General features: G+C 41.3%; 8 protein-coding genes. All 8 read left to right on the forward strand.

Annotation, left to right across the window (positions count from 1 at the left end; genetic code table 11):
* Nucleotides 1-258 precede the first annotated feature (258 nt).
* The 8 genes from B3N33_RS00400 (at nt 259) to B3N33_RS00435 (ending at nt 14,422) form a co-directional block, all read left to right on the forward strand.
* Entirely contained in the window at nt 259-1,131 is an 873-nt protein-coding gene (locus B3N33_RS00400) for a thermonuclease family protein (protein ID WP_292591776.1), read from the forward strand.
* Nucleotides 1,128-1,481: a hypothetical protein gene (locus tag B3N33_RS00405; protein ID WP_292591778.1), complete on the forward strand. Its 354-nt coding sequence runs from the start codon at nt 1,128-1,130 to the stop codon at nt 1,479-1,481. The genes B3N33_RS00400 and B3N33_RS00405 overlap by 4 nt, the downstream gene beginning before the upstream one ends.
* A gap of 24 nt (nt 1,482-1,505) precedes the next feature.
* Nucleotides 1,506-1,931, forward strand: coding sequence for a thermonuclease family protein (locus B3N33_RS00410; protein WP_292591780.1), 426 nt, complete (start codon nt 1,506-1,508; stop codon nt 1,929-1,931).
* A 777-nt stretch (nt 1,932-2,708) separates the two neighbouring features.
* Nucleotides 2,709-5,573: an ATP-dependent helicase gene (locus B3N33_RS00415; RefSeq protein ID WP_292591782.1), complete on the forward strand. Its 2,865-nt coding sequence runs from the start codon at nt 2,709-2,711 to the stop codon at nt 5,571-5,573.
* Nucleotides 5,574-5,585: 12 nt separating this feature from the next.
* A complete protein-coding gene (locus B3N33_RS00420) occupies nt 5,586-7,436 on the forward strand; it encodes a site-specific DNA-methyltransferase (protein ID WP_292591784.1) in 1,851 nt (616 codons plus the stop codon).
* Nucleotides 7,429-10,065, forward strand: a complete 2,637-nt coding sequence (locus B3N33_RS00425) for a TnsA endonuclease N-terminal domain-containing protein (RefSeq protein WP_292591785.1) — start codon at nt 7,429-7,431, stop codon at nt 10,063-10,065. Before B3N33_RS00420 ends, B3N33_RS00425 begins: the two co-directional genes overlap by 8 nt.
* 2 nt (nt 10,066-10,067) lie before the next feature.
* Entirely contained in the window at nt 10,068-10,898 is an 831-nt protein-coding gene (locus tag B3N33_RS00430; protein ID WP_292591787.1) for a DNA adenine methylase, read from the forward strand.
* A gap of 2,201 nt (nt 10,899-13,099) precedes the next feature.
* Nucleotides 13,100-14,422, forward strand: a complete 1,323-nt coding sequence (locus B3N33_RS00435) for a hypothetical protein (protein WP_292591788.1) — start codon at nt 13,100-13,102, stop codon at nt 14,420-14,422.
* Nucleotides 14,423-14,535 lie beyond the last annotated feature (113 nt).

Below are 14,535 nucleotides of genomic sequence, written 5' to 3' on the forward strand. Positions count from 1 at the left end.
CTAGTCGTCATGTTCCTGAACAGGGGACTTTGGAAGACTGCGATGAAGGTGCTGGTAAAGTAATAGCTATTTGCAGATAGCGATTGAGAAACACAATGTTTCTAAGCGACTCGAATACAAACAAACGCACTGTATTTCACCTTCTTTTTTAGCCCGGCTTCAAAGCCGGGTTTTGTTTTCAGTGCAAACTCATCTATAATCTATCTGGATGCGGCTTTTTATTATGGGGAATCGAGAACGAGAATAAGGGGGATCACTATGAAGAGAATCCTGCTTCTCCTTCTGTTAGCTGCATCGGCAGCCGTTCTTGCCATGACTCCAATTACCCTTCGCTTCGGCGACATAACCGCTACTTATTTTGAAGAGCATCTTATTCTATTTGACAGCATCCAGGAGTACGATGAAGCCGTCGTCTGGTCTATCGTCGACGGTGACACGATCACCTTGAAAAGAGGGATAACACCGGATGCTCTTGAAAAAGTAAGGCTGATAGGAGTGGATACACCGGAAAGCGTTCATCCCGAAAAAAGTGTCGAGCATTTCGCTATTGAAGCCTCTAATTTCGCGAAAGCAATACTGGAAGATGAGAATGTCCTCCTTTCCTACGACTGGAATCCCACTGATACTTACGGAAGACTCCTGGCTTACGTGTGGCTTCCTGCAGAGTACGAGGGAGAGACATATAACATCCTGTTTAACCTTCTTCTCATTTCTAGCGGTTACGGCCATGCATATACTAGATATGTTTTCGATGAGAACTACATGGGAATCTTCATCGAAGCTGAAAGGCTTGCCAGACTCGGACGGTTTGGTTTATGGAAGGAAGAAAAGCCAGACAGCATCTTGCTGCCTGAGTATGACCCTATTGTTTACATAACAAGCACCGGAGATAAATACCACATCGAAAGCTGCCGCTTCCTCGAGAACAGCAAGATACCTATTGTCCTATCAGAAGCAGCCAGGAGGGGATACATTCCTTGCCGCGTCTGCAAACCGCCTGAATTGAAGCTTCCCTCTATTAGCGTAGTTGAGGAAGACTTTATAACAGCCATTACAGAAGAAGGAAGTGATGTGATACTCTACCCAGACGGCACTTGGGAGTATGCAGAGCCTTCTGAAGGAAGTCAATGAAGATACAAGGAGGCCTTAAGAAAAGAATCTTGCTTGTTCTGGTTCCGCTTATCGGTACTTTTTCTCTTGCCCTGACGCCAACCTCATTGAAAATCGTTGGTTTGGAACTGAGCTACTGTGAGGAATTCCTTGACCGGTTCGACGAGGCAGCCGATCATAACGAGGCCATCGTGTCAAGCATCATAGATGGTGACATACTCACTCACAGTTATCCGGCACAAGTACCTGAATCTGATCGAAGTCATCCGTTTAATTGGCATCGATTCTCCCGACAGCAGCCATCGCCATCAGTCCGTAGAAAGATTCGGATCCAGGCGTCCGACTTCGCCAGACTACTGCTTGAAGACTGAAGAGTACTCCTGACTTATGATGAATTGCCAAAAGACACTTGCGGAAGGTTCCTGGCTTATGTCTGGCTCCCCGCAACATATGAAGGCGAGACTCGTTATGTTCTTTTCAATCTGCTCGTAGTGGCAAACGGATACGCACATGCTTACACGAGACATCCCTTCAACGGTTCCTACATGGAGGTATTCATTGAATCCGGAAGACAGGCAGGACTTGACAAGAGAGGCTTGTGGTCTGAAAAGGGATTCGCCAGTGTAACGGCAGAACCACCGTATAACCCGATCGTGTACATAACAAACACCGGGGAGAAGTATCAACAATATCACTGCCAGTATTTGCTTGAAAGCAGAATTCCGATTAGGCTTTCGGAAGCTGTTTACCTTGGCTATGAGCCGTGCAGCGTTTGCAGGCCGCCTAAATCTACATTGACCCGCAATAGTATCGAAGCTTGAAGCACAACAAGGAATCTCGTAAGAATGAAATACAAGGAGAATTCCAATAGAAGAAGCTGTTTGATTTGAGGTGATTCGACTTGAGAAAGCAGAAATGTTCTAATATTCAGAGAGCTGTAAAATATATTGTTCAAATTGGTTTAACAATTGCAATTGCCTTGTTGAGTATTTGCGCTTTGTTGCTTATTAAGATTCGTTGCGACCGAGTACAGCAGTAGGTCAACAACGAAAAGGATCAAGAGGTCCCAATTTCTCATCGAATTGATTCTGTGTAGCACTTATCATCTAGTGCTTAATAGAATTTGGAATCGACGAAGAAGGACATATCACATATCTTATACCGAAACTTTGAAAGANNGACACCTGAATTGAGTTCACGATCATCTCTTTGAAAAGTGCATCTTTGACAATTACTTAGATTCACATTCGGCTCAGAGCAAACTGCAGAGGTGCGTGAAGCGCGGAAATATTTCCGCTGGGCCGTGTTCTTAGAAAGCGATTCGGCTAATTTACAGCAGAAAGCAACATTTGACACTTGAATATATATCAGGTTATTTGCCTCAAACAAGACATGCTAGTTATGTGTCATTTCCAGAGTTCCATTGGACTTTCATACATCATCACAGCTTGAGAGATTCGTGTTAGGTAATCATTTTGAATTCGTTTCGGAAATTTGTATAATGTTATTACGCTTATTGATCTATTATTTCAGTGATCTTTCTTATAGAATACCACTAGCAAGAGAAATCGATAGCTTTGTTTCCAGGAGGCAAAGAAGTGCAAAATGCAAGCTCACAACAGAAAAAAGCAATCGAAACACTCGACGGACCTTTGCTAGTAATTGCGGGTCCCGGGTCTGGAAAGACTTTTACTCTAGTTGAAAGGACTGTCCACATTGTAAAGGAAAGACGCGTTGATCCAGACCGAATACTTCTATCGACCTTCACTGAGAAAGCCTCCTCAGAGCTTCTTTCGAGGGTGTCGCAGCGTCTATATGAGGAGCAAATAAACTTCAACGTCAACGAAATGTATCTCGGGACAATTCACTCAATTTGCAGTCGCATAGTAGATGAGAACCTCGAATTCACGAGACTTAAGAGAAACTACACAATTCTTGATCAGTTTGGCCAATATTACTTCATATATCAGCGAATCCACAGTTTTCGAAATCTTTCAGGAATAGACTCGATACTTAGAAGTGGAAACTGGTGGCTTAATGCTGTCGAAATTGCTGGCTTGATGAACAAACTGACGGAAGAGCTTGTCGACTCGCAGAACCTTCTAGAATCAGATGATCAAAAATTGCAGACACTAGGAGTCTGTCTCAATCTGTACCGCCAATACTTGCGTGAGGAGAACGCACTTGATTTCTCAAATATTCAGTATGAGACATATCAGCTACTCACTACTCACGATAATGTTCTGAAGAATCTTCGAAAGAAGATTTCCTACCTTATGATTGACGAATACCAAGACACAAATACCATCCAAGAGAAGATCTTCTTACTTATTTCTGGAGAAAGGCACAACATATGCGTGGTTGGAGATGAAGATCAAAGCCTGTATCGATTTCGCGGTGCGACCGTAAGGAATATCCTTGAATTTCAACGGAACTTTGATCCTGGCAAGTGCAAGCTAGTTGTTCTCAATGAAAACTATCGCTCTCATCCCAAGATAATTGACTTCTACAACCGTTGGATGAGCGAACAACAATGGGAATATGAAGGAAAAAGGTTTCGCTTCGAAAAGACAATCTCCCCTCGTGAAGGTGTCTTTGCCAACAATCAGACTGTAGTAAAAGTGGCCGGTACAGATTCTGGAAGCCCCTGGCACGAGGAAATTCTTGACTTTCTCCAGCAACTCAAGAGAACTGGGGTGATAGACAACTGGAATCAAATTGTCTTTCTTTTTCAGTCTGTTAAGAACCCACAAGTAATTGCTTTAGCAAGTTTTCTCGAAGAAAAAGGTGTGAATGTCTATTCTCCGCGATCAAATCTGATCTTTGATAGAGAAGAGTTCAAGCTCCTTATCGGCGCATTCTACTATCTCTTCGCCTGGTATGAAACAATCAGATCTAAGGACAGCTCATATACGAATCCCATTTGGGCCTATCTTGATGACTGTTTCCGTCTGTTTGTTGAAAAGCTCAGGCTAAATGAGAATGCAGAACTACTTACGTGGTGCAAGAATAAACTGAAGTATCACAGAAGCAATTTCGGCACAACGAACTATGGCTTCTCAGCACTCTTCTACGAGCTGCTACAGTTTCCCCTCTTTAGCGAGTTTCTTCATGAGAATCTTGTATCTGGCATCATAGACAGCAGACCTGCGAGAAACATCGCTCTTTTCTCCCAGCTTCTTGTGAAATTCGAGTATCTTCACAACATAAAGGTATTATCTTCTAGATTCATAGACAAGACCATCATTGATTTTTTCGATAAGTACCTATATTTCCTCAAAGAAGGTGGCTTGGACGAGTATGAAGATGACTTCGACTATGCTCCGAGTGGGTGCGTTTCATTCATGACAATTCATCAGTCAAAGGGCCTTGAGTTTCCTGTGGTTATTGTAGGTTCGCTTGGAGCCTCGCCAAGAAAGAATTACACGGACTTAGATGAGTTGCTCCAATCTGGTTATTATTCAAGACCACCTTTCGAGCCAATCAAAGAGACCAAATATTTCGACTTCAGGAGACAGTTTTTTACGGCCTTCTCACGTGCGCAGGATCTCTTGGTTCTGACGTGTCAAGAAGTTTTACCCGGAAACGGGCGTCGAAAAGTACCATCTGCGCAGTTCGTGTCACTATATGAGAGTATTCCCTACTGGCGAGATGACTCTTTTGACTTCAAGCTGCTTTCTTTGCATTCTATAAAAGAGACTTCGATCAAGAGAGAGTACTCGTACACTACTCACATACTGAACTATGAGGCCTGTCCAAGGCAGTATATGTTCACAAAATACCTTGGTTTCGAGCCAGTGAGGGCTAACCCCATTCTGTTTGGAAATCTTGTTCATGAGACAATAGAAGATATCCACAAAGCAGTTCTTCGCGATGAAACGCAACTGCTAGACAGAGATATTATTGAAAAATGGTTCAGCAGTAATTACAGGAGTCTGAGCACAAAAGAAAGAGTGTATCTTGCGCCGGAAACACAGAGAGTTGCTCTTGAGCAAGTTCTAAAGTACTTTGAGAGAAAGCGAGGCGATTGGTCGGATATTCGAGAAGCAGAAGTCGATGTATCGCTTGTGAAGGAAGCCTATATCCTTAAGGGGAAGGTGGATCTTATTGCCGGTACTGGTGATACTGTGCAGATAATCGATTTCAAGGCCGAGAAAAAGCCGGACCTTCAAGACGAAAGAGACAGAATTGATCAGTATAGAAGGCAACTGGAGATCTATGCTCATGTTGTCGAACAAAAGACCGGGCTCAAAGTAAGCGGTATGCTGCTCTACTACACTGGCGAAAGCGATGGCAGTCCGATAATTTCTTTCAGAAACGATCAATCTTCGATAAACCGCACAATCGATCAAGTTAATAACGTCGTCGATAACATAGAATCATTGAAGTTCTCAATTGAAACAAGGCCAATCAAGCAGTGCTCAAACTGTGATATGCGACACTATTGTGACCGAAGGGGATAGGAGGAACTTACCTTGGAGAACAATCAACAAAAACTCGACATTGATATTCAAATGCATGCGACTGATAATGAAAAGTACGAATTCGAGCCATTACAAGGTCGGCCAATGTTACAGTGGCGCGGAAAGAGACCTTTCAAGTCAACTCACTTTTATCCAGCCCAGCTGAAAGAGAGTTTTGGGGAACCTGTGAATGACTGGATGAACAAGCTGTATTGGGGTGACAATCTTCAAGTCCTCAGTCACCTTCTCAAGGATTATCGTGGAAAGATACAGCTTATATATATTGATCCACCATTTGACTCAAAAGCTGATTACAAAAAGAAAGTAGAACTCAGAGGGAAAGAGATCAAAAACGACTACAATTCCTTTGAAGAAAAGCAATACACGGACATCTGGACAAATGATGAGTATCTTCAGTTTATGTATGAAAGGTTAATCGTTATGCGAGAACTGCTTTCTGAAAATGGGTGCATATACCTTCACTGCGATTATAGGAAAGTTCATCACCTAAGATGTCTAATGGATGAGATATTCGGAGAATCTTCATTTCTGAATTCTCTTGTCTGGACATTTGATACAAGGAGTTCTAGAAAATCCTCATGGAAGAGATGTCACAACGATCTACTTCTCTACAAGAAAGATGATCCCCCTGTTTTTAATTGGTCAGAAGAAACTGTTTTGGAGGCACTTTCTGAGGAAACTATCGCAAAATACCGTCTTGAAGATGAAAATGGTAAATATAGACTTAACGGAAGGAATGTAAAGGGAAGTCCTATTCAAAGTGCAAAGGATGTAGACACTTCCTGGGAAATTACACATCCCGAATTGGTTGTGAGAGACTATTTGAGACCTGGAAAAGTACCTTCGGACTATTTTCACATTCCAATAGAAAATCAAGCTTCACACAACAGAACAGAATATCCAACACAGAAACCAGAAGAGCTTTTGTACAAACTAATTTTAGCATCTTCGAACGAAGGTGATATAGTACTTGATTGCTTTATGGGATCAGGAACGGTACCAGCAGTTGCTTTGAAGCTAGGAAGACGCTTCATCGGAGTAGATATCAATATGGGCTCTGTTCAAACAACCACACAAAGACTATTGAAAGCAAAGAATGATGTCGAATTCGGGCAACTAAGATTTGATGAAACTGCCACCTATTTCACGAGCTTTCAAGTATATAGTGTAAACAACTACGATATTTTTCGCAATCCCGTTCAGGCTAAAGAACTTCTAATGGAAGCACTCGAAATACAGAAACTCCACAATAACTCTATCTTTGATGGTGAAAAAGATGGTAGAAAAGTCAAAATTATGCCTGTCAATCGAATTGCTGCACAAGAAGATGTTATAAACCTGGCACGCAATCTTGACTACAAGAGTTATGAGAAGAAGAAGAAAGACCACCCGCATTCACCAGTCGATCAAATAACTCTTGTCTGCATGGGGCATGAACCGGATATTTCTGCCAAGTTTGTCAAAGAAACTGGATACAACATAGATGTCAAGGTTCTAGATATTCTGAGAGACAGAGAAGATCTATGCTTCGAACGTGATTCAGAGGCAGACATTAAAATTGAAGAGGGTAAACTTGTAATCAGAAGCTTCTATCCAATGAATCTTCTTCAGAAAATCAGCATGTTCAAGGAAGATATCGAAGATTGGCGAGAACTTGTTGATGCTGTATATATTGACTGGGATTATGATGGAGAAACGATGAAACCCGCTGTGATAGATATACCAGAAGATAAGAAGCTTGTTTCAGGCCAATATGATGTTCCTGAGGGAGCAAGAAATATCAAAATAAAGATAGTTGATCTACTTTCTGAGGCTTATGAAGGTGAGATATATAATGGCTAAGAAGCAGGTCACAATGGACTTCACGTTTTTCAAACATCTGTGGATGTTTTATCAGAAGAATAGAAAGACTATCATTTCCAAGTATCAAGGACCGACAAAGAAATTTCTTCAGTTCAATGGTCCTGAGAATCCGGATCGCTTTCTAAGAACACCTCAATATGAAGCTTTTGAGATGTATGTTTTCCTGAAAGAAGGACTCAAGAACCTCAAGATGAGCAACATTTTCAAGGCATGGTACGATAGGAGCGACATATTTGAACTACGCGAGCAAGGAGCGAATAACGTTCAGATTGGCCAGATGAACATGCTGGATGAGATGATAAGAGACAATTACAATCAAATCTTCGAAACGATAAGAGAATTTGGTTCAGCCAGCGACTATGCAAATTACATCTTTGCACTCACTATGGGAACGGGAAAGACGATTCTAATGGCAATGTGTATCTTCTATGAGTTCGTACTCGCTCACAAGTTGCCAAAAGATCCATTATACTGCCATAATGCACTTGTATTTGCGCCAGACAAAACAGTGCTTTCTTCGCTTGAGGAAATACAAACTTTTGACAAGACAAAGGTGGTACCAGCAGAGTATGTAAATTTTCTGAACTCTAATATCAAGTATTTCTTCCTAGAAGACACAAAGACAGATCTCAATACTGTTGATGGATCGGACTTCAATATCGTGATCACAAACAACCAGAAAGTCATTCTGAAGAAAGAGCATAAGGAGAAAACAGCTGGAGAAAGGCTCTTTAAGTACATATCAAGTTCAGCAGGAGTATTAGCCGAAGCTGCCGACGTTCTTCCAAACGAAGAGCCTGAAGACGATAAAGATCTGATAGCAAATAACAGATTCTACAAGTTGAACCGGCTTCCTCAACTTGGCATATATGTTGACGAGGCTCATCATGTCTTTGGTAGTCAGCTTGCAAGAGATCTGGGGTTGAATAGAACAAAAACAAGTCTGAAACTGACAATCGATGAAATGGCGAACAATCTAAAGCGCTCTGGGTCGCGTGTTGTTGCCTGTTATAACTACACAGGAACGCCGTATGTCAAGAAGACCATTCTACCTGAAGTCGTTTATGGCTACGGTTTGAAAGACGCAATTGAAAATGAGTATCTGAAAAGAGTAAGGCTCAAAACATATAGCAATATTCGAAGTGATGAGTTTGTCAAAGATGTTATAAGCGATTTCTGGGGAGAATATGGTGAGAATCGTCATGAAAATATGCTACCAAAGATTGCTTTCTTTGCTCCCACAATCGAAGATCTGGAAGATAATCTGAAGCCTTCATTAGAACAAGTGTTGGATGATCTTGGCATTTCCTCAGAGAAGATTCTTGTAAATCACGAAAGATCAGACAATGATTCTATTAGAGAATTCAATGGTTTAGATACTCCCAAATCAGAAAAGCAGTTCATCTTGCTTGTGAATAAGGGTAAGGAAGGTTGGAACTGCCGCTCCCTATTTGCAGTAGCACTCTTTAGAAAACCTGATTCGACGATTTTTGTGCTACAAGCGACTATGCGTTGCCTTAGATCTATAGATAAAATCCAGCAGACGGCATCCATTTATCTTTCCTGTGAGAATGCAGAGATACTTAAGGCAGAACTAGATAGCAACTTCAGGATGAGCGTAAATGAGCTTGAGAATGCGAAAGGGAAAGAGAAAAAGCTTTTCAAGATTTCGGTTACAAAACCTCCGATTGAAATCAAGATAACTAGAGTGAAAAAGACTTTTGACATTGAGGAGATAAAGGAGCCTGAGAAGATCACTTTTGATTTCGATAAGGTATCCACAGACAAGTACAAAATTCTAGCAAGAACAATCGAAGATGTGAAGATGGGCAAAGACCTGGACAAGCAGACTGAGTCTACTGAAGATATAACATCTATCAGAGAAAAGAGGAAGTTTTCGAGAACTACTTTGGTTGCGGAGATTGCGAGATATCTTAACATTTCGTGCTTAATAGTAGAGAGAATTCTGGAAAGAGCTGAAGAAGAATTGGAAAAGATTCTTGAGTGTGTGAATGAGTATAACGAAATTTTGTACGATCACGTAATTCCCAAGATCTTCAGATCGATCTACAAGATAACTGAGAGAGAAGAAAAGGAACCGGGGAAAGTTTTTCTAGTGAAAGAACCAGAGTCTGGTTATTACGAGATTTCTGGAGATCCGGAAAAGACAATTTTTCTTTGTAACTATAAGGATTTTTCTTGCAAAAGCTTTCATCTTGATACCTATTGCTTTGATTCAAAACCTGAAATGGAACTGTTTATCGATCTTCTAAAAAGCAGCGACATCGAAAAGCTTTACTTCACCGGCATGCTAACACATGGTCAGACGGAGTTCTATATAAGCTACATCGATCCTGAGTCAAAGATGGTCAGACACTATTATCCTGACTTCCTTGTCAAAAAGGGCGATGATGGCTGGTCTATTCTTGAAGTCAAGGCAGATAACATGATTGATGATGCTGTTGTGCAGGCCAAAAAAGAGGCAGCTGAACAATTTGCCATTGAAAATGAAATGACCTATTCTATCGTATCAGAAAGCGAAGTGAGGAGTCATTCTTTCAATACAAGAAAAACCAATCTAGATTTCTTGGCTGAGGAAGAGGATTAACAGTGAGAAATTTTGTCACCCCGGTATTCTTGAGATATCCAGGAGGAAAGAAGAAAAAAGTCAAACGCTTTTTCGATCTTTTGCCAACAAGTGACGAGATTAAAGGTCGGTATTTCGAGCCTTTTTTGGGGGGTGGAACAGTCTTCTTTCATATAAGGCCGAAAAAGGCTACTCTATCAGACTTAAGCGGAGATCTTATGGATCTCTATCGAGGCGTCAAAAAAGATCCTAAAGCAGTCTGGCAGAAGTATAAGAGTTTTCCTGAAGGTAAGAAAACCTATTACGATGTAAGAAGCAAAGAGCTTATCAAAGCAGATCTGATAACAAGGGCCGCAAGAACGCTTTATCTAAATAGGACTTGTTTCAAAGGTATGTGGCGCTATAACAGCAAAGGGAGATTCAACGTGGGTTACGGTGGTGAAGATAGGAGATGGATTATCACAGAACATGATCTAGTTATGATTTCGAAGCTTCTTAAGGGAAAGCGGCTGCTTACATCAGACTTTGAACAGATTATCAATTCTGCCAATGAAGGGGATTACATATTCCTGGATCCTCCTTATCAGCCGGGTGAAAGTGAGATGCGCAACGATCACTATGGATATATGTGCTTCTCATTTGCCGATCAAATTCGATTGGTGCGGTGCCTGAAGAAAGCCTCAAGTAGAGGAGTGAAGTGGGCAATCACCAACTCAGGATCATCAGAAATAATTGAACTGTATCAGGACCTTCATCTCTTGGTGCTCGACTTATCAGTCTTGGAATCAGACAGAGAGGAAAGATTGGAAACGATGAAAGAAGTGATAATGACAAACTTCATTAAGGGGGGGTAGCATGGCCACCAATGTTTCAGATCTTCTAGAGTTATCCAAAGAAAGCCAAAATCCACTTTCTGCCTTAAGGGAGTTTCTTGATAAGGAGAAGAAATACGCATCCTCAGAAACCTTCGAAAAGATGCGTTTGGTTGGATATGCTCTGAACATTGCTTACGACAAAATTAGAATAACAACTTGTGATCCTTTCAAGATAAACGTTGGAGGAATTCCTAGAAATTCGCTTCTAGTTATGATTCCCTCAAATCATGAGGAGTTGCCGCCTCATTTCACGCTTCTGAGAGTTCTAGAAGCGGCAGATACACCGCTTTCAATGGAGGTTCAGCAAACGTATTTTGAACTTCAGAAGAAATCAATGCCCGAACTCGATATTTGGACAAGAAATGAGCTTCAGTGGGGGGCACTAGATACAGCTGTCCTGGGCATGTTCTATGTAAATCCTGATGATTACAAGACAGTTGAATTCTCGAGCGATATCAACAACTTCGTCAGCGCAGACAGATATAGGATATACGCTCCAGATGAAAAGTTGCTGGACATTATCATAAACTCATCAGTACCAGTGAAGAATCGCTCGAAAATAGGTAAATTGAGGCTCACAGAGTGCAGGCTAACCGTTGGAGAACGGGTGTCTGAAAACGTCGATGTACTAATCTCAGCAAGTGACTTCATGGGGACTAGAACGGCTATGTTTGGCAAGACTCGCCTTGGAAAAAGCAACATTGTGAAGTTGATAGCACAGAGCATTTTGGAAGCCACTGATGAAAACAAGACCGAGTTCATTATCGATGACACTTGTATTCACATGCTAAAAGCAAATCCATCTAAAGTACCTCAAGAACTCCTTGACAAGCTCAATTCAATTAAGAATAAGGAGTATAAAGGTAGATCTTGCTTTGAAGAAGCTCTAAGATCGTGCCTTTCAGATGAAGACTTCAATAGGCATTCTAAAACAATATTTGATCACGCAAGAACTAGAGTTGGTCAGCTGATCTTTGATGCCGACGGAGAATACGCGAACGACAATCCGCAAGATGGCAATGTATCTTTGAGGTCGATATATGCAGATAGATGTCACGTTTACGCGCTGTCAAGAAAAGAAGGAACACCTTCTAAGTCTTTGAGGCTAAACTTCTATGAGCAGCCTGAACAGTCGATAGAGATTCTCAGGAGTCTTCTTGAAGAAGATGGCAGGACGGCAATCTATGTCAAATCATTCACAGGAGTCGAAGTACCGTCATTAGAAACTATTGAACTCATACAAGAGATAAACGAGAAAATGAGAGCAATACGAAAGCTTCAGATTTTCTGGGCGATTCTCAATAAAGCTGGCTTTGATATTGACGAAAACGAATTGAAGAAGATTGCTCCCCGTGCTTCCCGTGTGAATGGCTTTAATCCATGCATAAACAAAGAAGTAAGGGCAATAATCCACGCTAAACATGAGACGGATCTCCCGGAGCCCCCCTCAACCCTTCAAGAAATGCAAAGAGAATACGAATTGGCAGCGGACGCGATAAACGCACAGAAAGAACTCGTAAGTTCTAGCAATAATCCTCTTTTTGATGCAAATGACATTGCTCTCCTTAAATTCCTGAAACCGCTGTCAGGATCCGGTCCGGAAATGCTCAAAGCATATAGAATCTACCATGATAAGAATGCTTCAAAGACATTTGATGAAGTAGTAGATCTTCTTGACAGAGGAGAAACAGTCATACTTGATCTCGGAAACGCCAACGAGAAGGTATTAAAATACTATTCGAAGAGAATGTCACAATCAGTATTTCACAATCAAGTCAAAAAATTCACTGAGAACTCTCTGGGAAAATCATACATCCAATTGTATTTCGAAGAAGCGCACACACTCTTCCCAGTGAGTTCTTCTGATACCACTGATGTTTATCACCGATTTGCTAAGGAAGGGGCTAAGTATCACATTGGAATGGTCTATTCAACACAATCACCTTCTTCAGTGAGTAAGGAACTACTAGCACAAACCGAAAACTTCTTTGTAGCTCATATCTCGTCACGTGATGAAGTGAACGCTTTGTCAAAAGTCAATTCAGCCTATGAAGATCTAAAGGAAGATATTCTTCGAGCAAAGAGCCCGGGTTACGTTAGAGTGCTTACTCGTCNNTCAAATCGATTTGTGATTTCTGTTCAGGCGAACAAGTTCGGCCTGAATGAAGAAGGTGATTCCAATGCCATATGAGAAAGGTCAGAGACTCCCAGCGGAACACGCAAGCAAGATCGGTCATATTGATTTGACCAAAAGCGAGTTTGTTCGCAAGATTGTGGAAGATCTAGGTCTTAACGAAGAATCAGAAGATTACTCTCAAAGAGACATGCCCATTATATCTGTCTCTGATCTTGGTAGTACATCCCTAATACCAATGATCTATGGTATCGATGGCTCTATGCAGATTATAGAGGAGAAAGGCAAATGGCCATTCAAGAGATACGCTTTCATAAAAACCGCAATGCTTCGTATCGATTTTAGAAGTCTCAAGAAGATTGATAAAAACTACCCAAACCCATTTGAACTTGAGAGCTTAATGAAGAAATCTGCGATTTATCACTATACAGCTTTCCCTTTGCGAAACATTTCTTATGAAGGACTGAATATCTATGATGCGATTAGATCAATTGTGTTTAAATCACTAAAGCAAACCCTAGAGGGAGAGGTTTTGGAGACCTTGAAGTGGCTCTTGTATGAAAAATGGGCAGATACAAAGAAGCAACTTGAGTTCTTTGAATGCCCGCACTGTCATGGTCCAAGGGCGACGCTTGAATATGATGCTGAAGTTGGTCCATGTCCTATGTGTGGGAGAGAGATATTCATTACTGACTGTCTGGGGTTTCATCAAGATATGAATCAAGATATTGCACGCGATTCAATTATCGGAACGTACATGATTATCCATGAAACTTTGCTCATGCTCACAGGAGTGAGGCTTCTTTGGGATAGAAACAAATCTGTTCTAGAAGACTCCCTTTTCATTAAGGATGGTCCCCTTTCTATTAGAGCTCAGTATTCAAAGCTGGTTCAACCAATTCGACGCTTTTTGTCTCAAGCAAGATCATGCGGAATAGTAGTCAATATTCTTGGCCAAGAAAAGACCGGTGCGTTTAGAGACCATTTCGATATGATTTCTCCTTCTATAGAGGCTGGCCACGCATTCATTCCTTCAAGTTCATACATCATTAGAGAAATTCAAGGTAGAAGTGAAACAGGAGCTCCTTATGGAAAGGATACAAATTATGGAGCCAAAATCTTTTATAAGTTCAACAACTATCATAAAATGGTTCTCAATATTCCCACTGGTGACTATTTGAGTGATCCAAAAGAGAACGATTTGATAGGGTTCGAAAGGATTATGGCCACACTTCCGAGCATTATTAGTAATCGTTTTGAGGGGGCAATATATCCAATTGAACTGGCCAACGGAATAGCCTCCCTCTCAAGCTATCCATCTGCAAAAGTACTAGAACTCTTTGCTTCTGATCTGAGAAGGGGAACCTAGTAGCTCTGAGCATTATCATCACACGACTTGTTAAGCATCAATCTGCAAATTGAGGGGACACTGTCCGCGCAATTGAAACCTTCATTCCCGGAAAGTCTAACGATGAGAACCTT

This window comes from Mesotoga sp. UBA5825 (assembly GCF_002432955.1).
Classification (GTDB): Bacteria; Thermotogota; Thermotogae; order Petrotogales; family Kosmotogaceae; genus Mesotoga.